This window comes from Acinetobacter sp. WU_MDCI_Abxb74 (genome assembly GCF_025513915.1).
In the GTDB taxonomy this organism is placed as follows: domain Bacteria; phylum Pseudomonadota; class Gammaproteobacteria; order Pseudomonadales; family Moraxellaceae; genus Acinetobacter; species Acinetobacter calcoaceticus_C.
The window spans coordinates 232654-256894 of sequence record NZ_JAHPRP010000003.1; the positions used below are offsets into that span (position 1 = coordinate 232654).

Consider the following 24241-nt stretch of genomic DNA (forward strand, 5'->3'; position numbering starts at 1 on the left):
CGGTATCTTAAGAAGCCGCCACCAAACTGTCAAGTAGGTAAGGAGACAGTTTGTTCAAAATATAGCAAAACAGTTCAGCAGTCTTCTGAGTATCGTATAAAGCAGAGTGTGCTTCTTTACCATCGAACTCAATTCCAGCTTGAATACAGGCTTTGGCAAGGACAGTTTGTCCAAACATAACAGCACTTAAAGTAACCGTATCCATGACTGAAAAACTATGAAATGGGTTCTGGTTTTTTGTGCTTGTACGTGCAATTGCTGCTTGAACAAAACCAAGATCAAAATGGGCGTTATGACCAACCAACACTGCATGGGTACAATGTTGTTGTTTACGAACTTCATTTACTGATTTAAAAATACGGCGTAATGCAGTCCGTTCATCTTCAGCCATTGCCATACGCATTGGGTTGAACGGATCAATACCAATAAAGTCTAGCGAACGGCGGTCGAGGTTAGCTCCTTCGAACGGGTTAATATGCGCATGGAATGCTGGACCAGGGACAAATTGTCCCTGAGCATCATACACAATTGGAATGCACGCAATTTCTAGCAATGCATCTGTCTGGGCATTAAAACCTGCCGTTTCAACGTCAACAACAACAGGTAAGAAGCCACGAAAACGTTGGCCAATGACCGGGACAGAGGTTTCTTGTGTCACACTTTTCTCCATTGCAGCGTTTTCCCGGCATGCAGCGGGATAATTTTTTGATCATCTAAATAATCAAAAGATTCTGGTACAAGGTTATCTTCTTTTACCAAGGTAATGGTAGAAGTATTACGTGGTAGACCGTAGAAGTCCGCACCAAAATGGCTAGCGAAACCTTCTAGGCGTTCTAATTTACCTACTTGGTCAAATGCTTGAGCATAAAGTTCAATTGCATTAGGTGCACTATAACAGCCTGCACAGCCACACGCATTTTCTTTTGCATCTTGCGAATGGGGTGCACTGTCGGTACCCAAGAAAAATTTAGGGTTACCACTGGTTGCAACTTCAAGCAAAGTTGTTTGGTGTGTTTGGCGCTTTAAAATTGGTAAACAATAAAAATGCGGTTTAATACCACCGACCAGCATGTCATTACGGTTAAATAATAAATGTTGAGGCGTGATTGTTGCAGCAACATTACGGTCATGTTCTAAAACAAAATGAGCCGCATCGCTTGTTGTAATGTGCTCAAGTACCACTTTAAGTTTTGGAAACTGTTTTAAAAGCGGGTTGAGTACTTCGTCAAGGAAACGTTTTTCACGGTCAAAAATATCGACGTGGTTATGAGTCACTTCACCATGAAGTAATAACGGCACTTGATGCTCTTCTAATTGCTCAATAACCGCATAAACCTTACGGATATCACTCACACCATTATCAGAATTGGTGGTTGCGCCAGCTGGGTAAAGTTTAATAGCATTCACATGTCCAGATTCTTTAATTTTAAGAACTTCATCTGGTGAGGTGAAGTCAGTAAAATAAAGCACCATACGCGGGTCAAAATTGAGACCCTCTGGAACATGAGCAAGAATACGTTCACGATAAGCCAATGCTTCTTCCACAGTTTTTACTGGCGGAACAAGGTTTGGCATACAGATCGCGCGAGCAAATTGTTTGGCCAAATCGGGTACGGTACGTTTTAATGCTAAACCATCACGTAAATGTGCATGCCAGTCATCTGGCTGGAGCAGGGTAATAGAGTCCAAGGCAGTTCAAACTTCGAAATAAAACAAATGATAATCGATAAAGTGTGAAAATGGTAACGAGAATTACGGACAAATGGCAAAATAAAGCGCAAGAGGCCTTAAAAAATAATGTTATATTTTGTTAATGTGTAAGAGCTAGGAATTGAGTAGTGGTAAATAGGGGGAATGTACATGAATTACTCAAAGCAAAAGAAGAAATAGAATATCTGGTAACCCTACATACTCATCGTTATGCCAATACACCTTTGCCTCATCAATTAGAAAAAAAGTTCTGGCATTTAAATCTTGAAAGAACCAAACAAAATATCTCCAAGTTTTTAGCAAGTGGTGTTTTAACCTATCTCATTTTTATTTTGCTAGCGCTACCTACTGACTATTTGGTGATAGGTGTACCTTACATCACTTGGGATTTTATTTACTGCATATTAAGTGCAATTAATATTGCAGGTGCGCTACTGCTATTTTGGGTTTTTGCAAAGTTTAAGAAACTCACCGATTATTTTTATATTGCTGCGTGCGGGATTGTATTTTTTACCATTATTGTCAATGCAATGTTGCTTCTTAGTGTCGCAAATGCAGCCCTTAAAAATCAGTCGATGTTACTGCTTTCTTTTTTATATATGCTTGGTTTTATTTTGAGCGGTATAAAGCCTTTGCATATGCTTTATGTTGGTTTGATCGCAGCAATTTCCGTTTTTTGTCTATTGTTATTATTGCAAGCCAATTGTGATTATATTGCTTTGGGAAGGGCTTTATTTGGTAGCTGTATTTTGGGTTTTTCAATTAGCACGATGCTCACATCTAGAGAAAGAAGCCTTTTTTTAAATAATCAGCTTGCTGAGCTCAACGAACAGATTTTACGTATTGAGGCATCTGAATTGCTTCATTTAAGTCAGCAAGATGCGCTTACTAAAATTCCTAATCGACGTACCTTTGATGAGATGTTCGACTTCTTTTACTATCGTGCAAAGCAGGAACAGCGCCCATTGGCCGTTTTATTTATTGATATCGATTTTTTTAAAAATTATAACGACTTTTATGGACATCAGATGGGAGACAAGGTCATTTCATCTATTGCCTCTACAATTAAAAATTCGATTCGACATGTTGATTTTGTTGCTCGTTATGGCGGAGAAGAGTTTGTCGTTCTTTTACCGAAAACACCCGCTCAAGGTGCCTATGCTGTGGCTGCCAATATTTATAAAGCCATTGAGCGTCAAGCGATTCCTCATGCTGCATCTTTGGTTTCTAAGCAGGTTACCATTAGTTTAGGCTTTACTGTTTATACAGAAGGCTTAAAAGTCACTCAGGAAAATTTAATTCATGCTGCCGATCAAGCTTTATATCGAGCTAAGCAGCTTGGACGTAATCAGATTTATTATCAACCTTTGCAGTTACCAGAAATTGCTTAAGTAAAAGCATTCAAATAAAAAAGCCACCTTTGTAGGTGGCTTTTTTATGAGCTAAGAAAATTATTTTTTCTTGCTATCTAATTGTGGTATAGCAGAACCTTGACCGATTGAAAGCAAGCCAGCATCTGTATAGATACCAAGTTTTGCACGTGTATCGGTAATGTCGAGGTTACGCATAGTCAACTGACCAATACGGTCCATAGGCGAGAACATTGAATCGCCTTTTTCCATTGTTAAACGTTCAGCTTCGTATGTTAAGTTTGGAGACTCAGTGTTCATGATGGTGTAGTCATTACCACGACGAAGTTCAAGAGTAACTTCACCAGTAACAGCTTTAGCAACCCAACGCTGTGCAGTTTCACGCAACATAAGCGCTTGAGAGTCGAACCAACGACCTTGGTAAAGTAAACGACCTAAACGTAAACCGTTAATGCGGTATTGTTCGATCGTATCTTCGTTGTGAATACCAGTAACCAAACGCTCATAAGCAATATGAAGAAGGGCCATACCCGGTGCTTCATAAATACCACGAGATTTCGCTTCGATAATACGATTTTCGATTTGGTCAGACATACCTAGACCATGACGACCACCAATACGGTTTGCTTCAAGAATAAGCTCAACCGGATTGTCAAAAGTTTGACCGTTCAATGCAACAGGTACACCTTCTGCAAAACGTACGGTCACTTCTTCTGGTTTGATTTCAACGTCATCTTTCCAGAAAGCAACGCCCATAATTGGGTCAACGATTTTGATACCAGCATTTAAGTATTCAAGATCTTTTGCTTCGTGAGTTGCACCCAACATGTTCGAGTCAGTTGAATACGCTTTTTCTTTTGACATTTTGTAGTCAAAACCGTTGTCGATCAGGAACTGTGACATTTCTGCACGGCCACCGAGTTCATCGATGAAGTTTTGATCTAACCAAGGCTTATAAATTTTAAGATTCGGGTTGGTCAACAAACCATAACGATAGAAACGTTCAATATCGTTACCTTTATAAGTTGAACCGTCACCCCAGATGTTAACGTCATCTTCTTTCATTGCAGTAACTAACATTGTACCTGTTACTGCACGACCCAATGGAGTCGTATTGAAATAAGGAACACCACCTGTACTGATATGGAATGCACCACACTGAATTGCAGCAATACCTTCGAGCGCAAGTTGTAAGCGGCAGTCAATTAAGCGAGCTTTTACAGCGCCGTATTGTTCTGCTTTCTTTGGAATTGCATCGTAGTCATCTTCATCAGGCTGGCCTAAGTTTGCAGTGTATGCATAAGGCTCTGCACCTTTTTGTTTCATCCACAATAGGGCAGCTGAAGTGTCTAGGCCTCCGGAGAAGGCAATCCCAACTTTTTTGCCTACTGGTACATGCTGCAAGATAGTTGCATTATCAGTCATTGCTAATCCTAACATTTATAAAAAAGACCCCGTACAGGTGGTCTCGAGAATTCTGAATGGCGGCTATTGTAGCACTATTCATGGTGCTTTTTTTGGCAAAAAAAGCATTAATTCACTTGTTCTGGTTTGAAGTTTTAATTTGATAAAAAACTAAGCACACTTATGGAATGAGAAGAAGTAAATGAAGTATTGTTGTCCAAATAAGAAAAGACTTTTAATAACTTAAAAAGAAAATAGGATGAATATGAGGCGTCACCATTCTTGGCGTGATTATGCTGTTTCTATTATATAAATGGGAGAAAGAACCAGATTTCATTAGTGTCATTAAATAAAAGCAATACGTTGGGGGAGGATGGATTGACCATAAGCCTCAATAAAATTTTGCTCTTGGTCATCCAAAACCATAAAAAAAGTATTAAAGTACTATGCAACAAGTTGCAAAAACTATTGGGACGCAGCATGACAAGTTACGCCAATCTATTAAAACCATTACATTTAGGCTTTACCACTATTAAAAACCGTGTGGTGATGGGATCCATGCATACGGGCTTAGAAGACCGTTTCTATAATTATCCAAAACTGGCAGCTTATTTTGAAGAGCGCGCAAAAGGCGGGGTTGGCCTGATTGTGACTGGCGGTATTTCACCGAACCGTCAAGGATGGTTGGCACCTGCTGGCGGAACCATGAACAGTCTATTTGATGTTCCTCAGCACCGTCTGGTAACGCATGCTGTTCATAAACATGGCTCTAAAATCTTAATGCAGATTTTGCATGCGGGCAGATATGGTTACCAACCTTTCGTAGTGTCTTCTAGTCCGATCAAATCGCCAATTTCACCATTTAAACCACGTCAACTATCTGACAAAAATATTCTCAGCACAATTGATGACTATGCACAGTGTGCGGACATTGCCAAAAAAGCAGGCTATGACGGTGTCGAGATTATGGGCTCGGAAGGTTATTTAATTAACCAATTTTTGAGTAGCCACGTGAACCAGCGGACTGACCGCTGGGGTGGTGAAATTGAAAACCGTATGCGTTTTCCAGTCGAGATTGTTAAGGCGATTCGTGCCAAAGTCGGCGAAAAATTTATTATTTGTTTCCGTTTGTCTTTGCTCGATTTAGTTCATGACGGTAACACCATGCAAGAAGTGGTTACTGTTGCCAAAGCTCTAGAAAAGGCAGGTGTGACTTTATTAAATACAGGCATTGGTTGGCATGAAGCCCGTGTTCCGACCATTGTAACATCTGTACCTCGTGCTGCTTTTGTTGATTACACGGCCCATGTAAAACAACATATTTCTATTCCGATTATTGCATCAAACCGTATTAACATGCCTGAAACTGCCGAAGAAATTTTGGCAAGTGGCAAAGCGGATATGGTTCAAATGGCACGCCCTTTATTGGCCGATGCATTTTGGGTAAATAAAACGGCGACTAACCGTGTTGATGAAATTAATACCTGTATTGCCTGTAACCAAGCGTGTTTAGACCATGCTTTTAAAAATAAGCGTGTGTCATGTTTAGTTAACCCGCGGGCAGGTCATGAAACTGAACTGGTTTATTTAAAAACCAAGCAGCCTAAACGTATTGCGGTAGTAGGTGGCGGAGTTGCTGGTATGTCAGCAGCAACAGTTGCGGCGAGCCGTGGTCATGCAGTCACTTTGTTTGAAGCCACTTCAGATGTGGGCGGTCAGTTTAACTTTGCCAAGGTAGTGCCAGGTAAAGAAGAATTTCATGAAACGATCCGCTACTTTAAAGTCCAACTCGAAAAAACAGGCGTGGATGTACGTTTAAATACTCGTGTGAATCGTGAGCAGCTTGAACGCGAAGGTTTTGATGAAGTTATTGTTGCAACAGGTGTAATCCCTCGCGCATTAAAAATTGAAGGAAGCAATGCACCACAAGTTCTTTCTTATGCTCAAGTTTTAAAAGGTGCAGAAGTTGGACAAAAAGTAGCAGTGATTGGTGCGGGTGGTATTGGTTTTGATGTGTCGGAATTTTTACTTAAACCACCACATCAACCACAGCCTCAACCTTTAGCCGAATGGCAACGTGAATGGGGAATTGACCCTAACCCTGACTATATTTCTGAGGGAGGTATGCAACCTGCTCAGATTGAACCTCCAGTTCGTCAAATTTACTTACTGCAACGTAAAACTACGCCGTTAGGTGTTGGACTTGGGAAAACTTCTGGTTGGGTACACCGTGCACAGCTTAAAAAGCATGGCGTGCGTATGCTCCGTGGCGTGCAATATAAAGCAGTCACTGATGAAGGGCTTTGGATTGAACATAACGGTCAAGACCAACTTTTACGTGTAGACACGGTTGTGGTGTGTGCAGGTCAGGAGTCGGTAAAAGACTTGATGCCAAAAGAGGGTGAGTCGACCGTAGCAAACTACCATATTATTGGTGGTGCAAAGCTTGCAGCAGAGCTAGATGCGAAGCGTGCGATCAAAGATGGTGCAGAATTAGCTGCTCGATTGTAATATTTGATGAAACAATACGCACTTGAACACAAAGCAGTGATTTTTTTCTTGAATAAAATGAATAAGCTTTGTATTCTTACGCACATGGAAGCGTGGCAGAGCGGTTTAATGCACCGGTCTTGAAAACCGACGAGGGTGTGAGTCCTCCGTGAGTTCGAATCTCACCGCTTCCGCCAAAATTCTAAATAAGCCCTTGTTTTTACAAGGGCTTATTTTTTACCTATATCTCTGTCCCACATAAAAACCCACATAAAAATTTGGATTGAAATAGAAACAATAAGAATATTTTAGATGGCTTTGGATAATAGATAAATTGAGTTTAAGTTGTTTCTGACAAAACAAACTTATATGTAAATTTATTCATACCTACTTTTTGTCTCTGTTTTAATTACTCAGAGTTGTGAAAATCCTCTTTATTGATGTCATCTTGATCTGTCATTGATTGTGTGGTCGGTGATGCTGATTTTGTCCTATTGGGTGGGGGCATATAACGAATGGGTTTTGCTGGGATACTAATTTTTGCTAATGGAGCTTTATTCTTTTTGGGTCTATTTAGATTTAGCGATGGTTCTATGTCATCTTGGTTTGGTAATGTTTTATCAAGGAGAGCATTATCGTTTTGCTCAGTCATTTCATTGTAGTTGGATTCTGTAGAGTAAGGATCGCTTTCAGTCTTGTTTACCGATTTCGTTTCTTTATTGATGCTTTGGCATGACTCTAAAGGAGCCTGATTTTCACTTTCAGATTGCATTTGTTTTTGAGAATTTTCGTCCGTATCAACTCCATTATTTTCTAGGTCTGCTTGTATATTGCTTTCGACTATTGGTGAATAGAGGGTGGTGTTTGGGGGCAAATTCTGTCGATAGATTGCAAGTTCTGCAAGGTAGAACTTTTCACGTTCGTAAGCTAGGTCTAATTGTCTTTGTAGATTGAGATTTTGCAAAGTTAAGATGTTCAAAATCTGTTTAATATTGATTTCATGAGTATCGTTATTCTTTTCTAATGCCTTAGAGATGAATAATTGATGAGCATTCTCAAAATTTATTTTACCGTTATTTATCTTAAGTTTATTTATTTTTATTTGATAATAAATTTTAGATCTAGGTATACCTGTTTGTTTGCTAAATTGATTCACTGTTAATTCTTTCATGTTTAAAATTTGTCTAAAAATTGTTGAATTAAACATAACTATATCAAAAAAAGTACCTATTTTTTTCTAGAAAAATGTTAAATAGATTCATGATATATAAATTGTTACTTTTAATAGGTATTCATGCGTATAATGGATTGTATTTAATGTGATTAATATGCGGTATTTTATTTAGTTTTTATAGGTCTTAAGTATTGTAAAGCATAGGTTTGAGGTGGGAATTACTATAATGAATGCAGAATTTAATCAGTTAATTAGTACAGGTGATCTATTTAAACTTTTAATACATAAAGTTCCAAATTTTTATATGCAGGCAGATCGTTACATCGCGGCAGATGGTCAAGAAGAATATAAGCCAATCTGCTTATTCAAAGAGAGTGTTAGGGTACTTGAGTCTTTGGAGAAATTTGTTGTCGATTTAAATGAAGGGACTCTTCCTGCTGTAGATGAGGATATATTTAAAACAAAACATATTTGTTCTAATAACGAGTATTTAAAATATTTTGATGATCTAAAATTTCTAGAAAGTATGTTTGATACAACTTACCTTCAGTTGAGTCAGAACTGGTTAAGATATATCAATTTTTTAAAAGGTGATTGGGAGGGAATTGAAACCTATCAAAACACCGAATTTATAAAGAATGTGCGCTACATCAACTCTATTGGACAGCCAGAATATACCCAACAGTGGGATCCATGGAAGTTTTCAAGGGAAAAAGCAATTAGGCTTCAACACACATTTTTAAAAAAAACTGATAAATACTCAGAAAACCTAGAGTATAAGTTCAATCTTCGTAAAGCATATGAGCAGTTTGATGAGTTGCTACGTAGATATAATAAGTTATATACATTCACGATTGATTTAAGATTCGCACGTCCTATAGACTCGATAAATAGGGAGCCGCTTGGAACATTTCTAGAACAAATTTTGAGAGATAGGGACGTAATACAGCTTTTTTTAGCACAACAAGTCTCAGATGTATTTCAAATTTATACCAAGCTTGAACATGATTTCCAAAATGGCTTGAAGCTGTCATGTATTTTTATTTGTAAATCTAATGTGGAAAGTTATGAAAATACGTTGATCCCTGAATTGAAGGAGCGTTTGGCTCAGGCCTTTCAGCAGTATTGTATTGAAGTAATAGACGGCAATAAAGTAATTAAGAAACATGCGCATGAACAGGCTATTGGGTTAATAAAGCGAAAAGATAAAGAACAGATAAAGTTATTTAAATATTGGGTGCTCAGTTACTTCTACAGAATAGATTCGTTAGTCAAACTTATATATCCAAAGATTGCTTTTGAAGTAAACAATACTTTAGAACCTTCGATTCAAAGCTTTTCAGATAATCTACCTAAAATAGGAAATGCAAAGGAAAAGGGGAAAAAAGATAGTTTTACTGAAGTATTACAGAAGTGGAATTTGTCTACGAGTATTTGGAAACTGAATTATGTACCAAAACGGTTGAGTGTGAGTCAGATTTTCTACAAAGAACTTTGTGCTGAGTATGATTTACCACAATACGGCGAATTGCTATTCCAGATACAAATCCTTATAGAAACGATGCTGAAAAAAAATGACATAGCTTTTAATGCATACCACAAAGATAGTGATGCAATCATAAATAAAAAAGATTTGAAGGATATATCTACACAAGTCGGTCAGCAATTTCTTTTTATTATAAAATCCTTATCAAACTGTCCAAATGCTTTCAAAGAGTTGAATAATTTATTTGGACGAATGGGGAGGGGGCTTGGCCTAGCCGAGATAGAAATATTTATATCCAATGTTTTGTATATATTTCATCAATCCTATATTAGCCATCCTTTAAAAGTTAGTTCTTTAGAGCAGTTCAATCAAACTCTTTTAGTGATTAAGCAACAAATCATTTTGGATCGTGCAAGTCGTGAAATTCATAAAGATAAATATCAAGATGCTTACGATCTTTGTGCCCGAAGACAAAACGAAGCGACCAGATATATCAGTTCCGTATTAAAGCAAGATTGTTTAGCTTATCGAGTTACTATTCAGGCGCGCGTAGGTAGCCGTGATTTTAAACAGAAAGAGTTCTCTAAACTCTTTACAGATTTTATGCGCTCAGCAAAAAGAGCCCAACCTTGTAGTTGGTTGCAGGGGTATATGGGTATTTGGCAGGAGGTTGTGACGCTGTCAGAATTTGAAATTGATCTAGTCTTATTTTTTAGTGACAAATGTCAACCTGAAAAAGAAAGGGTGGTAGAGATGCTGAATATTAGATGGCAAAATTTTTTAAAAGAAAAAGCAAAAACGATTTTAGAATGGGAAAGTTTAGAAGATAAAACAGGACTTAAGTTTTACGGGTCCATAAGTTCAAAAAATCTGATGCATTCGGTAGGCGTGTTTAAGAAGCAACATCATACACAAGGTATCTATCTTGAAGCTTCGAATGTAAAGATGAAAAATTTATTTCTAGAGCAGGTAATTCCATTTTTTGCATATCGTGACTTTTTTAGACCAGCTTTAACCCAGAAAGTTCCTAAAGTTTTTATTAAAGGAGGGGGAAAAGAAAAATCTAGCTAGCTATTAAAAATGAATTTCCCCCTTAACTATCGTAAATCTGATTGACATTAATCTTTCAGTATTACGAGAAGATAATAACTTGCAAGCTATGGCTAGCCTTTAATTTCTGTATTAGGATGAAGTCGGTAAATATTATTATTAAGTTAATTAGTAACTAGTACTCATATGTACTTACTACTGATATCTACATTCTATCTCTCAATAGCCCACAGCTACTGAGAATGTCTTATTTCTATTCATATGATAGTACTACTCTCCAATACAATCATAAATTACTGATTACACCTTAGATATGTCTAATTCATATCTAAGGAAACGCTTCATGTTGTCATTTGATTTATCGCATCAAGCAGCAGCCTTCTCCGCTATTAATCAATTTATAGAACTCAGTCTGAATTTTGGGATAAGTGATCAACAGTTCGTTTCTTATCTTGAGCATCTGATTCCGGCCTTTAAGGCATTTGATCAGGATGGGGTTCAGTACAGCGCCTCAATTCAAGCCTTTATAGAAATTGTTCATTGGATAGATTACAAACGAGGTGAGTGCGGTTTAGGGGATTATCTAATTCAGCTTTCCTTAGAACAAATTAAAGAGGTTCGCCGAACTTTAAGAAAATATCGTTTCGCCATTCTTGCGGAAATACGGCAGTTTAGAGATCAGGAGAATGACAACCAGAAATTATTTCTTCAACAGCTAAAAACCATTATCTATGACCACAATCAGCTCTTGTTCGTTCGGGTTGACCTTGGATATTTAAAAGACTCCATGCCAACCATTAATATCAAAGATTTCTATGCTCATATTTCTTCTTTAATCAAACTCATGAAGGATAAGAACAACTGCTTTAAGCATTTATTAGGCTATGGGCTTGCATTAGAGCAAGGCATAACGAAGGGCTATCACGGGCACCTTTTACTTATCTACAACGGTTCTAAGCATGATCAAGATTGGGATCTTGGGGACAAGGTGACTAAGAAGTGGGAGTCTATAACTCATTATCTCGGTTATGGTCGACATTCAAATACGAAAGAAATTAAGGATGGATATAAGCGGCAAGGAATTCTCGGTATAGGAATGATTAAGCGGGAGCATCCATCTCAGGTTCATAATGCTTTAAAGGCTGCTCAGTATCTAGTAGAGCCAGAAAAGTATGGGCAGATGCTGTTGGTAAAACCTTTAGGACGTCGGAGCTTTTTTAAGGGGAGCTATAAGCCACATGGGCGTCAGTATCAAATAAAGTTTGTACCACCTCCGATAGATCCTTTGCACATCATAACGGAGAGTCGGAATGATATTGCATGGCTTGATGAGCTGTGGATATTTGATCAGTAAAAAAATATCAGGTTGTGCGTCCTATGAATTAATTTATTTCATAGGACAATTCAGATGACATTCCAATCACCAGATATCACTACAGCTCCTCGTTTAGAAAATGATGTATATGAGTTTTATAGAGAGGTCCATTTCAGTAAACCTACTGAAGGCGTTAAGTATGAGGAGCATTTAAAGCAAATAGTGAACAAATGGGAAAGTGTATTCTTAGCCTATATCAATGATTGGAACTTCTTGCTTCAATTACGTTTAAGGGATTATGAATTTAGTTTTTGGTTAAACTGCTTTCATAAGGCCTATTTGCATACTTTGGTACAAGCAAAACTTTCAGATGTTTTTTTCCAACCTTCTAAGTCTCATAACGAACAATGGTTAATCCAAAACATTTTGAGAAAGCTACGGAATCTCTTTGAAACTACGGGATTTCATGAGCATATGAACCAGCAAAATGAGCGCTATGAGAAGCGTATTGATGCTATTCGAGAAGCTTATTGTGCTACGAGTGAATTGAGTGTGGGGGCAATAGACCTCAAGTTCTACCTCAGTTATTTGGAAGGTTCTGAGCAAGTTTATAACATTAATGAATTGACGAAGGCATTTAGAGCCTTCGAGAAGAGCCTTAAACAACAGCTGTGGTATGGCAGTCAGGTCATGTTTACTTTCTATCATGTGGTTCGAAACACTAGAATCAATCGATATATGATCCGCTTCTATATGACGATTCATAAAACTTTTTATTCTGAGCAAATCAATTACGCAGCCTGGATTGCACAGCTTTGGTCTGAAGAAACAGCTCGTTTAGGCATACTTCTGGATACATTTCAGCTAGAAAACCAAGCTAATAGTGAATTCATCATTAATGATGTGAGTAACGATGAGATTTTTAACTGGGTTGAACCAAATGATCCACTAGAAAATCTAGATCACTTACCAAGAGCAGTAACAAGTACCAGTAAGCAAATGGATAAGCTGTGTGTTTATCCGATTGGCTTTAAGCCTTTTCATGGCAAAAAGGGATCATTCTTTAATTAAAGTTACTTTTATAGTAATGAAATTTCCTACTCCCCCATATTGGGAGTAGGAAACTTTATCCGTTTTAGTTGGGTGATTATTTTTTTATTGGGTTGCACATCTTATGTGCACAAACGCACGCATCATTTAAAAGGAACCCCCATGAATGCGTCTTTCACTCAAACTACTTTTGTGATGAATAAAATCATCAATATTAAACAAGTGATAGAATTTACTGGTCTCAGTCGTGCCACGATTTACAGTTTATTGGATCCTAAATCAGATTATTATGACCCTACTTTCCCCAAACAGGTTCGACTAACCACCAACCGTGTTGGTTGGTCAGCCTTTGAAATAAATGAATGGATTGAGTCTAAACTGGCCCTGCGTTAAAAGGGCCAGAAGATTACTTTTGAAGTGATTTAAAGATAAGCACAGTAAAAAATATTGATCAGTACTTCCTATGAACTTAAAAACAGGAAGTCAAAACATGCACCCAATTACTTTAACTCACTATGAACAACAGGTTGCTCCGCGTTTGGAACAGGATATTCATAAACTTTATTTGAGTATCTGCTTTAAACGCAATGGTGAGTATGATGCCTAGTTCTGGTACTCTCATTTATTAGATTATTTTTTAGACTGGTCGCAGATTTGCCTGATGCCTACAATAGAATGTGGACACTGAATAAATTATTTCAGAATGTACTTCGATGTGAGTCAAAGAGAATTAAATCTGGTTGGTTTAAATCTCACTCTTAATCAGCAAGAGGCTGAACAGTTAATCGATCTGATTTTAGTTAAATTACGAAAAATATTTTCTGCACCGTCCTTTCTAGAAATGATTGAAGATAAAAATGTAAAACATGCCAAGAGAGTGGAGCATTACCAAAAGGCATACCAACAAGCGACGAAGCATCATCATGCGTTAAACAAGATTAATCTATTTCTAGGGTACTTGCCGAGTTATACGTCTGTAACCTCTATTTTTAATGTCGCCAAAGATATACGCCAATTTGAACTATTGTTGGGTCAATATGGCTATTTCCCCTTTGATTATCTCTTTCAGTATCAGCGCGTTGTTCAGCTTGCTGAAAACGGAGAGTACGGGATGCTCTTCTCATTAACGCTAAATGGCTATATTTATCAGGATAATTCTACGCTATTGCTACATATCGCCCGCTTATGGAATTTTGTAACGAAGTACAGAGGGATGGTTCTGAACTTGAATGAAGCGATTACAGAGCACAGCCATCCGTTTACTGAGATGTTTGCAGCATTTAATGATGTGAGTGATTTTGAACGGCTCGTACAACAGGACTTTTTTAATGTAGATGCAGACTCGATGAATGTCAGAATCTGGCCGCATGGTTTCAGACGTTTCCATGGAAAGGCATCACGTCAACCTTATTAGGTTATTTAGTTTGGGAGAGGGGCTGCTTAACAGCCCTAACTAATCTTATTTGAGTAGCAAATCTAGCTATTTGTCCTTGACCGAAGTCTGCACATAGAAGATTTAGCTCTTAACATTAATTTGCTTTATAAAGCGTTGGATATAATTTTCACTTGGAAACACTAAAAAATTGGCAGATGTATTAATTCTATTATTTAGATAAGCTGGTAAAGGATACTGTATCATTTCAAAAGTCTTAAAGAAGTTCTTGATTGATGACATAGCTAAGGTTTGTTCGGTATGAGACTCTGACCATATTGTTAAGTCACTTGAGCCAAAACCATTATCCCAAATCAAGTGAATTCTTTTCTTTGTATCTGATCTTATGGTTCATTCAACCTCTAAAATGATTTCAATACGTTCTGAATGAGTCAGGTCTTTTGCTCGAAAAGTGAGAAAAAGATAGCTTTCAGAAGAGTTGGATAAAACAAAGAGAGGGTCGTTATTCATTATTAAGGCTGAAGTATCAAGTGAAGATCAATGTGAGGCTTAATTCTATTGAGTAATCTGATTTGATTAAAGTTAAATTTTTATAATTTAATTAAAAGATTCTAATAGTAACATCACACTTTACTATGTGCTAAGTTGAGTTGTCACTCATACTGGTATCAGACTAATTAATAGTAATACGTTACACTGATAAAAATAAAGCCTGACTTTGGGATTGTCAGGCTTTATTTAAGCTTGGTTACGGGCTAGTAACCAAAAAAGAATTTAGCAAAAAATTTAATGTGATGTAAATATGACTTAGAGCGATTTCAATGAAAATCGCATATTACTTTTTCTGTTTTTTTGTCAGGTAAACTATAGGGGAAGTCATTTCGTTATTAAGAATCAGCTAGGAAAATTTCCATGACTCACACAAAAAGCCCTTACTGGATCTTTATCCTATTTACAGTTTTCTATTTTTTCATTTTATATAAATTCTTTGGAATTACACCAGTTAAGGTCAAGGCTTTACCTGCAAATGAAATTGGTGATTTCTTAGCTGGAGCATTTTCCCCATTGGCCTTTTTATTTCTGATTTTAGGTTACTTACAAAATACTAAAGCCTTACAAATACAAAGCCAAGAGTTAAAAGCAAGCACAGATGCATTGCATCAACAGGCTCAAGAATTAGCAAATAATGTTGAAGAGCAAAGGAAGCTACTTAGTGTCACACAGCAAGAGTTAGAAATTAAACATTTTGAAGCACGGCCTCATTTAACTTTCTATAGTTATCCTTTCACCTTAACGGAGAAGGAATTTCCAGAATGCGATGATGATGGCTCTATTATCGATATGGAACGTCATGAGGTTGCAGAAATTAAGATTTTTATTGAAAATAGGGGAGAAGTGGCAAAGCATGTAACTATTGAAGAGTTGGACTCGAATTTTGATGATTTTAATATAGAGCTTTATGAGTTAGCAGCAAAGCAGAAAACTAGGCTTAATATTGAACTCATAGGAGAGCGACTTGAACTTTTAAAAAGCGAATTCCAACAAGATATCAAGTTAAGAATTATTTACCATGATAAATATGGACGACAATATTCTGACCTAATGGATGTTTATATTTTCGTATTGAGAGATGCTTCTGGTGGTTTTGGAGTCAATATCAAGCGAAATACCTCTTGCTCAAATGAGGCAACAATCGAATAGGATAATTAATCCATTAAATTAATAGTAGGTAATTGAATCTTTTAATACATTTATTGACACCTTAAATTTTGCACATTATCCTTTGCATGCTGGCCTACATTGCCAGTTGGTTTTGACAGACCATTTCATAGAGGCGTTAAAAGAATCTTCTTTTAATGCTAGCTCCTCGTTCCCTCCCGTAGCGGTAGGATGATCTGACCCCATAAAGTTGGACAGTTAATTAAGCAGTTTTTAAAAACTGATTTCTATATTGTACAGGGGATAAACCTTGTAGCTTCACTTTGATTCTCTCATGATTATAATAATGAATGTACTCTTGTATAGTTTTCTCTAATTCATCAATTGATTGAAACTTTTCACCATGAAAGCATTCCGATTTTAATATACCAAAGAAGCTTTCTATTACAGCATTATCCAAACAATTTCCCTTACGAGACATACTTTGAATTAAACCCTGTTGTTTTAATTGCTGTTGGTAATGAGCCATTTGATATTGCCATCCTTGATCGGAATGGAGAATTGGTTTTTCATGTCGCTTAAGTTTAGCCAAAGCATGAATGAGCATATCTTTTACCAACTCATAATTGAGTTTGCGTTGGATTCGGAATGTAATAATTTCCCCATTAAATAAATCTATAATCGGGGATAGGTAGAGTTTTTCACCGTTTACATTAAATTCCGTTACATCAGTTGCCCATTTCTGATTCGGTCGATTTGCTTTAAATTGCCGTTGTAAAACGTTATCAGCCACCATTCCTACACAACCACTTTTATATGAGCGATATTTTAGCGCTCTGATCCGTGATTTGAGTCCCATATTTTTCATTAGGCGATATACACATTTATGGTTAATCATTATTCCTGCATTTCTCAGAGCAAGAGTAATTCTACGATAGCCATAGCATCCTTTATGCTTATGATATATGGACTTAATTTTCTGTTTTAACTCAGTATATTTATCATTAGAGCGTATAGCTTTCATGTGATAGAAATAAGTACTACGGGCTATCTTTGCGATACCCAGTAGTAGCTTTAATAGATAAATTTGCCTTAATTCTGAAATAACTTGAACACTGTCTGCAGTAGAAATTGAATTTAAGTACGTTGCTTCAGTTTTAAGGCTTTTAGCTTTTTTAAAAAAGCGACCTCCGCGCGTAAAGATGTGACCTCATCAATGAGCTCTTGTTGAGACTTGTCCTTATCATCTCTTGTTGGTTTCACTGTTTTAGTTTTATCTTGCTTAGTCATATTGGTATAAGTCCGTTTAGTATTAAAACCAGCAATCCCTTCTTTATGGTACAGAGCTAGCCATCTTCTTAGAATTGACGTCCCGCTCAGATTTAATCGCCTTCTTACTTCTCTTACGGGTATCTTATCAAGAAGCATTTGTATCGCATTGATTTTAAATTCTGGAGAATAATAAGTCTTTTTAATTTTAACATTAAGCCCATCAGTACCATTTGCCTTATAGTTTTCAATCCATAACCGAATGGTTTGGAGATCTACATTAAACTCTTTGGAAAGAATTTTATAGCCTTTACTTCCATCTAAATAAGCCTGAATTACTTTGAGTTTTAACTCTTTTGAATGCTTTGGAACTGGCATAGGTCACACCTTATAAGTTTAAAAAGTCTAACTTATAGGGTGCAGTTCATCAGCCGATGTACCCGATTAATTCCACAGCCTTCACCGATATCCTTTAAGTCACAATGAATCTTGCGATAGCCATAAACTCCACCAGATTCGAGCCAGAACTGTTTAATGAGACCTGAAAGCTGTTGCCGTTTCTTAGCAGTCTCACTGATGGGCTGCTTTAACCATGCGTAATAGCCGCTGTGATGAACATCTAAAGTTGAACACAAACGACGAATCGGCCAGATACCCTGGTTGTCCTGAATAAAGGCATACCTCACTTGGACTGACTTGCGAAGTACACCGCGGCTTTTTTTAATATGTCTCTTTCTTCCGTGACTCTTTGGAGTTCTTTCTTTAGCTTTGCTAATTCCGAAAGTGGATCACCAGGTTCTGTGATCTTGGGTTGCTGTGGATCATAACGTTTAATCCAAGCATACAGACTATGTGTGGTGGTTCCTAAGCGTGCAGCAACTTCGGCCACACTATGACTTTTCTCAGTGACTTGTTTTAATGCTTCTATTTTGAATTCTTCAGGATATCGTTTGCTACTGCTCATAAACACCTCGTTAATTAGCCATTTTATCTAACTAAAGAGTGTCTACAAAATCGGTGGCTATTCATACAACGCCACCGTGAAATATCAATATAGATAGATTATCTAAATATAATTATCTTCATTAAAATGTTTTAATTGCACATTTTTTATGGTAAATTAAAATTTGACTCCTGTTGTTCAAGCTCAGATGGTCATAATTGCATGTATTAGGCGAGGCTCAATGCAAATGCATGAGCTTTTTTATATTTATATAAATAATTATTTATAAATTAACTTTATTTAAAATAAATATCTCTTTCTAAGTCATCCTCACTAATTAAATTAATAGATCTTTTAATTATCTATGCTTACAGATTAATTTTTTTTGAAATTAATTACAGACACTGTGGAACTAAATTAGGTCTTTATAAATCACTTCTTAATTCATACGTGAATAAATATTTATGAGCTTGTGAAATGACCACGTGAACAATGAAGTTTATTATTTTACAAAAAAAAGCCTACATTTTTTTAAAAAAAGCCTACAATTTAGAATACTGAAAAAGTATAATTTTATTAAATTAACTACTAATTTCTTTCTAATTATTGAATTGGGGAATTCTATTTTATCTAATCTTGGAGTGTACATGGGTAAAGAGACATCGACTTTGGTAACTTCTGAAGAGATGATGTTGTCACATGATATTGAAACGACATTAGAGCATGCTATTAGTATTATGCCTGAGTTGGTTCTTTGGCTAATAAAAGCAGGCATTGGCTACAATGAGTTTTCGACTGCACTCAAGATAGTATTTTACAATGAAGCTATTAAAGAGTTAGATTCTATTAAGCAAAAAAAGACAGACTCAGCTGTTAGCTTATTATCCGGTTTAGGGCGACGTGATGTTAGAAGTTTTTGTCAGACCTACGGTGAATATAAGTTAATTAATCAGTTTAGTCAGCAATTACCCATTAGTGTTCCTGCTCGTGTAGTAGGTTTGTGGATAGGTCAAAAGCTTCCATCTCAAATTCCATTTAATGGTAAGGAACCAAGTTTTGAGAGCTTGGTTAAGCAGATATCTTCTGAGAAACATCCTAAATCAATATTATTAGAACTTAAACGATTGGGTTTAGTTATAGAAGAAAATGATCAAATTATCTTGCAAAATTCCAGTTTTACACCAGATCCTAAGAAAGATGAGAGTAAACAATTGTTTACTCAAAATATATCAGATCATCTTGCAGCAGGAATTAGTAATCTAACACAAAAAACTAATCTTTTAGAACAAGCTATTTTTGCAGATGAGTTAAGTCCTGAATCAGTTGAAAAACTTAAAAGATTAAGCGTGGATATGTGGAATTTGATGTCTAAAGCCATTCTTTCTTCAGCAATAGAGTATTGTAAAGATGATGAGGGGACGCCTGATGCAAATAAACGCTTTCGTTTAGGTATTTATCAGTATGATAAATAATAGATTTATTTTTTTTTGGGGTGTTTATTTTTCCATCCAATTTTTTTTAAGCCTCTCCAAAGAATAGAATATGAGACTTTATAACCAAACCTTTGTTCAAATGGTTCTATTAATTCTCTGATCTTAGAGAAGGGTGTGGATTTTACAAAATCTTCAAAGCTTTTTAAGTCAGTAATAGAAAAGGGTCTGCCAGTTCTAGTCACTGGTAAGGGATTTAAGTTTTGTGTTTTTTCCTCGAGAGTAATCCATTCATCCAGTGTTGATCTGGCAATTTGAAACTGTTTACAGACTTTTGTCTTATGATACGTTTGTTTATAAACAGCCATCACATTCTGACGAAATTCTAAAGAATACGCACGCATAGAATTTAACTTATCTCCCTCTATCAAATGTTTAATAAAAAACTACTGTTTGAGCTAACGTAATTTTTTCTATTTAAATGTTACAGTCTTATCTCTTTTACCTAGAATGACCAAGGGAATGTACCATTATTTGAAAAATATGTACATGTTGCACATATTTTTTATTTTTATAAATTTTATTTGTTTTTATATTAATTTTTTTTGATAAAAAATGATTTAATTGCACATTTTATGTTTGTTAAATGGTATATTTTTTGTTAAATTTTTAATAAGGCATGATTTCTGGAGATAGTTCGATTCTAAAAAAGCACACTTATTTCTGTATGCCTAAATTCTTATTAGCTTCTGGAATTGTATAAAATTTTAACTTTAGAGTGATCTAATAATACCAACTATTTCAGTTTGTTATACAATGTTTTATGATAAAAACAGGACGTAAAGGAATCTTCTGTTTTTAGTTCTTACAATGTTTATTGAGATAACTCATATGCCTCATTCATGTCTTACATTGCCATTAGTATCTGTAGGTTTGTTTATACTCTCTGGTTGTACAGGAGAGGACGGCGGGTTTAATGTTGGAGTGACTTTAGGGGGGACTGGCACGGGTGAAATGACGGTTGGTACCGAAAACCCTGTTACCAATCCTCGACCAAATCCAGGTTCCAATCAAATGGAAGATGATGGTGAATATGCTGTTGCTTATCCAAATCCTATAACACAATATTGCGGTGGTGTAGAGCGAACAATTCAATTTGTTAGACACTATGCTCCATTTATCCCTATGAAAATGGGAGATAGAATGGATCTTTTAGGAATAAATAGTGGATTGAAGGTAAGATATAAATTACAAGTCATTGTAAAAAATACGACTTCAGAGCCGATGTATGAATACATCAACAGTTGTAAAGCGGCTATTCAATTAACAGGTTCTAAAACAGAAAAAAAATCAGAAACGAATTATTGTTTAAATGATGAAACTGTTAATACTTATCAACCGAATGAAGAAAAAACATATTACTATACTTTTAATTTACCTAATATCTTGCAGAATTGGACTGCAAGTTATACTTCACAATATTCTAAACAATTATATCCAACAATGTATGATGACGATAATGAGAGTTTAAGAACCCATTGTGCTGCGCTAAGTACAATATTATTAATGGATGATTATCCATCAAGTAAAGATGGAACTCCTCCACAAACATCTGAACAAGAAAATGGTTCTAACTCGTCGGAAGAAAACTCAAATAATGATGATAGTACGACAGAAGAACCCCCAATCTTCGGTGGGTTTGATTTATAAGTTTAAATTTAAAGTAGACTAAATTTAGCTTAATTTTTTTCTTTCAAACTGCTCCTCATCTAAGCCATCTACTTAAGTATGGCTTTTTTTATCTCTTATTGAAATTATTTTCTTTATCAGCATAAGACTGTACTGAGCTTAAAGTCACGCAGTCATAAATTTTTATGTTAAAAATGCACATAAATATTTATAGATAACAAATAACAATTTTTTATTAAAAAATAAATTAAAAAAAATTATTAAATATTAATTATTTAAATTTGGAAAAGAATTTTTTGGCAACTATTTTTATTTTTAATATGAAAAGCATAGTTTGAAATTAAATAAAAATGTGTAAAATGCACATAAATCATGATGTGAATTTGATAACTTCACCTAACACATATGAGAACTGCTTCACAAATATAGAGATAACAATGGTTTTTACTTTTAACGTTTAGGGAATGCTATATGTATAAATTGCGATTGTTAGTAATAGCTGTGTCAATTGGACTGTCTGCCTGTGCAGCAAACAATTATTCCCAGCCTACAGGTCTACGGTTTCAAGAAGGGAGCAACGATAAGGCTCAAATAATAAACGTAAAACGAGATGATAAATTATGTGCAGAAGACGCTCCAGAAAAGCAAAACTGTCCTATTAATTTCTATATAGACAACATTCAATCGGGTAGCTTCTATATTAATAATGCAGCTCAGTACCGTTTGAAGCCTGAAATTTACAATTTCAAAGTTAAAAATTGTACTTCTCAAGAGTGCCAATCATGTGATGTAGACCTTCAAACGAATCAATTATCCGACAATAATTTGACCCTTTCCGTAGATAAGAATGGCAAACCTTATATTTTAAATAATGGAAAAGAACTTGTTTGTTCAAAAAAAGAAGAAACGCCAATTGTTGAACACACTTCAGTAATCCAATTATCAGCAGATACTTTATTTAAATTTGATGGTTCTACACTTAATGACTTGCTGCCGAAAGGGCGCCAAGAAGTAATGGATTTAGCTTCTAAAATTTCGCAGGGATATGTTTCTGTAAGTGCAATTAAATTGATTGGCCATACAGACCGATTGGGCAATGACAATTATAACCAAAAGCTAGGGCAAAGCCGTGCAGACACTGTGCGTAATCTTCTAATCCAAAATGGGGTATCTGATAGCGTTATCAGTACAACAAGCATGGGAGAAACTCAACCTGTAACTGATGGATGTCCTAGCCCTAAATCACAAGAAGCCTTAAAAGCCTGCTTACAACTAGATCGTCGTGTAACTGTCGAAATTACTGGGATTTCTAAGTAATTACCAATTTATGGAATAAGAATTTTAGGTGAAATATGACTAATTTTATTGTAATAGAAAAAGATTCTTTAGAGAAATCAATAGTTAATTCGAATCAGATTATTTTAACAGAAGCATCAATCGTTCATACGAAAATGCATCGTGATGATGTTGAAGAATTTATCCGTGACGGTAATAACTTATTGCTTAAATTGAAAAATGGAGAAGTAATAGTTATTGAAAATTTCTTTACTGCTTATGATGAAGTAATTTCTGATTTAGTATTTGAAGAAGATGGATGTGTTCTTTATTGGTTCGATGGGGTTTCTGACTTTAAAGGTATTCCTGGGTTAGAAGTATTACTACCAGAAGCAGGGAGTCAACTTGTTAGCCTTTTACCTTGGTTAGCGGGCCTGGGTGCTGTTGGGGGGATAATTGCTGCAACCCATAATGATGATGATTCCCCAAGTATACCTAATGGTGCGAATAGTATCCAAGTTTCAAGTGATGGGCTTATAACGGGTAACACTGAAAATATTCCTGATGGCAGTAAAGTGAATGTTACCATTACGGGTAAAGATAAAGATGGCAATTTAATTAGCCGGGAAATTGAAACTACAGTTAATCCTGATGGTAGCTATACAGTAGAAGTACCAAATGACTTTGCTGATGGGGATTTGAAAGTAGAGTCTGAGGTTGTAGATCAAAATGGTAATATTGTAAAAGCTGAAGACAGTCTTGTGAAGACTGATCATGACAATGACCCATCTACATCAGATCAAGGCGGTTTAGACCGAGTTGACGGATCAATTACAGTTGATATCGACCCTGCGACGAATAAGTTAACAGGTACCACCACAGATGTTCCTGTAGGTAGTCCGGTAACGATTACAGTGACAGGTACAGATCCACAAGGTAATCCTGTAACAGAAGAAGTTCAGGCGACTGTTCAACCGGACGGTACTTATACTGCTGATCTTCCTGCCACAATTAACCCGAATGCACCGATTGAAGCAGAAGCGAAAGCGACTGATAACAATGGTAAACCTGTGACTGACACTGACAATAGTGCAGGCGTTGCAGACGGTAGCATTATTGTTGATATTGCAGATGCAGGTACTGGTCTGATCAGTGGTACTACAACTGATGTGGCACCGAACAGTAACGTTGTATTAACTATTAAAGGTAAAGATGCAACAGGTGCAGATGTAGAGATTACCCGTACTGTTCAAACAGATGTTGATGGCAAATATAATTACCAGCTAGTAGCAGGTGATGGTATTGCAGATGGTTCATCGGTTGATGTACAGGCAGTTACGAAGGGACTGAATGGCAAAGATGTAAGTGCGACCGATACATTGGCACCGCAAGGTGACAATGACAACGATCCGAATACACCAGCAGATCCAGGTCTTGACCTTGTACCAGGTGCGATCACAGTTGATATCGACCCTGCGACGAATAAGTTAACAGGTACCACCACAGATGTTCCTGTAGGTAGTCCGGTAACGAT

General features: G+C 36.3%; 19 protein-coding genes, 1 tRNA gene and 1 pseudogene. 13 read left to right on the top strand and 8 right to left on the bottom strand.

Annotated elements, in window-relative coordinates; translation table 11 throughout:
• Positions 1–7: 7 nt before the first annotated feature.
• Positions 8–670 (bottom strand): ribonuclease T, encoded by a 663-nt coding sequence (gene rnt, locus KTH84_RS08805; protein WP_003652803.1) that lies wholly within the window; start codon positions 668–670, stop codon positions 8–10.
• The gene (gene pyrC / locus KTH84_RS08810) at positions 655–1689 is read right to left on the bottom strand and encodes a dihydroorotase (protein ID WP_262472887.1); all 1035 of its coding nucleotides are present in this window, start codon (positions 1687–1689) and stop codon (positions 655–657) included. Before pyrC ends, rnt begins: the two co-directional genes overlap by 16 nt.
• A 149-nt stretch (positions 1690–1838) precedes the next feature.
• Here pyrC and KTH84_RS08815 point away from each other — a divergent pair, with 149 nt between their 5' ends.
• Complete coding sequence (locus KTH84_RS08815; RefSeq protein WP_262472888.1) at positions 1839–3101, top strand: diguanylate cyclase; 1263 nt, start codon at positions 1839–1841, stop codon at positions 3099–3101.
• A gap of 60 nt (positions 3102–3161) precedes the next feature.
• On the opposite strand, the gene argG is transcribed toward KTH84_RS08815, so the two are convergent.
• Complete coding sequence (gene argG / locus KTH84_RS08820; protein ID WP_100222880.1) at positions 3162–4520, bottom strand: argininosuccinate synthase; 1359 nt, start codon at positions 4518–4520, stop codon at positions 3162–3164.
• Positions 4521–4964: 444 nt separating this feature from the next.
• Between argG and KTH84_RS08825 the strand changes: the two genes are divergently transcribed.
• Positions 4965–6995, top strand: a complete 2031-nt coding sequence (locus tag KTH84_RS08825; RefSeq protein WP_262472889.1) for an NADPH-dependent 2,4-dienoyl-CoA reductase — start codon at positions 4965–4967, stop codon at positions 6993–6995.
• Between the two features lie 86 nt (positions 6996–7081).
• Positions 7082–7171, top strand: a tRNA-Ser gene (locus tag KTH84_RS08830).
• Positions 7172–7383: 212 nt separating this feature from the next.
• Here the strand turns inward: KTH84_RS08830 and KTH84_RS08835 are convergent.
• Complete coding sequence (locus KTH84_RS08835; RefSeq protein WP_225996096.1) at positions 7384–8181, bottom strand: hypothetical protein; 798 nt, start codon at positions 8179–8181, stop codon at positions 7384–7386.
• Between the two features lie 193 nt (positions 8182–8374).
• On the opposite strand from KTH84_RS08835, the gene KTH84_RS08840 reads away from it, so the two are divergent.
• From KTH84_RS08840 to KTH84_RS08865, 6 genes are all read left to right on the top strand, one after another.
• Positions 8375–10705: a hypothetical protein gene (locus KTH84_RS08840; RefSeq protein WP_192837107.1), complete on the top strand. Its 2331-nt coding sequence runs from the start codon at positions 8375–8377 to the stop codon at positions 10703–10705.
• A gap of 322 nt (positions 10706–11027) precedes the next feature.
• Entirely contained in the window at positions 11028–12038 is a 1011-nt protein-coding gene (locus KTH84_RS08845; protein WP_225996095.1) for an inovirus-type Gp2 protein, read from the top strand.
• A gap of 54 nt (positions 12039–12092) precedes the next feature.
• Positions 12093–13070 carry a hypothetical protein gene (locus KTH84_RS08850; protein ID WP_192837106.1) on the top strand — a complete coding sequence of 326 codons (978 nt, stop codon included), beginning with the start codon at positions 12093–12095 and terminating at the stop codon, positions 13068–13070.
• Positions 13071–13211: 141 nt separating this feature from the next.
• Positions 13212–13442, top strand: a complete 231-nt coding sequence (locus tag KTH84_RS08855) for a helix-turn-helix transcriptional regulator (protein WP_192837105.1) — start codon at positions 13212–13214, stop codon at positions 13440–13442.
• Positions 13443–13764: 322 nt separating this feature from the next.
• Entirely contained in the window at positions 13765–14463 is a 699-nt protein-coding gene (locus tag KTH84_RS08860) for a hypothetical protein (protein WP_262472890.1), read from the top strand.
• Positions 14464–15354: 891 nt separating this feature from the next.
• Positions 15355–16143 carry a hypothetical protein gene (locus tag KTH84_RS08865; protein ID WP_262472891.1) on the top strand — a complete coding sequence of 263 codons (789 nt, stop codon included), beginning with the start codon at positions 15355–15357 and terminating at the stop codon, positions 16141–16143.
• 220 nt (positions 16144–16363) lie between these two features.
• On the opposite strand, the gene KTH84_RS08870 is transcribed toward KTH84_RS08865, so the two are convergent.
• The 3 genes and pseudogenes from KTH84_RS08870 to KTH84_RS08880 all read right to left on the bottom strand — a co-directional run.
• Positions 16364–17305, bottom strand: a complete 942-nt coding sequence (locus tag KTH84_RS08870) for an IS3 family transposase (protein WP_316249453.1) — start codon at positions 17303–17305, stop codon at positions 16364–16366.
• The gene (locus KTH84_RS08875) at positions 17239–17748 is read right to left on the bottom strand and encodes a helix-turn-helix domain-containing protein (RefSeq protein WP_262472892.1); all 510 of its coding nucleotides are present in this window, start codon (positions 17746–17748) and stop codon (positions 17239–17241) included. The genes KTH84_RS08870 and KTH84_RS08875 overlap by 67 nt, the downstream gene beginning before the upstream one ends.
• 47 nt (positions 17749–17795) lie before the next feature.
• Positions 17796–18334: pseudogene (locus KTH84_RS08880) on the bottom strand (transposase); the annotation flags it as partial.
• A 626-nt stretch (positions 18335–18960) separates the two neighbouring features.
• On the opposite strand from KTH84_RS08880, the gene KTH84_RS08885 reads away from it, so the two are divergent.
• Positions 18961–19785 carry a hypothetical protein gene (locus tag KTH84_RS08885; RefSeq protein WP_262472908.1) on the top strand — a complete coding sequence of 275 codons (825 nt, stop codon included), beginning with the start codon at positions 18961–18963 and terminating at the stop codon, positions 19783–19785.
• A gap of 5 nt (positions 19786–19790) precedes the next feature.
• On the opposite strand, the gene KTH84_RS08890 is transcribed toward KTH84_RS08885, so the two are convergent.
• Positions 19791–20147: an IS630 transposase-related protein gene (locus KTH84_RS08890; protein ID WP_262472893.1), complete on the bottom strand. Its 357-nt coding sequence runs from the start codon at positions 20145–20147 to the stop codon at positions 19791–19793.
• A gap of 487 nt (positions 20148–20634) precedes the next feature.
• Between KTH84_RS08890 and KTH84_RS08895 the strand changes: the two genes are divergently transcribed.
• The 3 genes from KTH84_RS08895 to KTH84_RS08905 all read left to right on the top strand — a co-directional run.
• Positions 20635–21453 carry a hypothetical protein gene (locus tag KTH84_RS08895; RefSeq protein WP_262472909.1) on the top strand — a complete coding sequence of 273 codons (819 nt, stop codon included), beginning with the start codon at positions 20635–20637 and terminating at the stop codon, positions 21451–21453.
• Between the two features lie 480 nt (positions 21454–21933).
• Positions 21934–22749, top strand: a complete 816-nt coding sequence (locus KTH84_RS08900) for an OmpA family protein (protein ID WP_262472894.1) — start codon at positions 21934–21936, stop codon at positions 22747–22749.
• A gap of 35 nt (positions 22750–22784) precedes the next feature.
• Positions 22785–24241: BapA/Bap/LapF family prefix-like domain-containing protein (locus KTH84_RS08905; protein ID WP_262472895.1), on the top strand; the 1457-nt coding region annotated here is incomplete at its 3' end.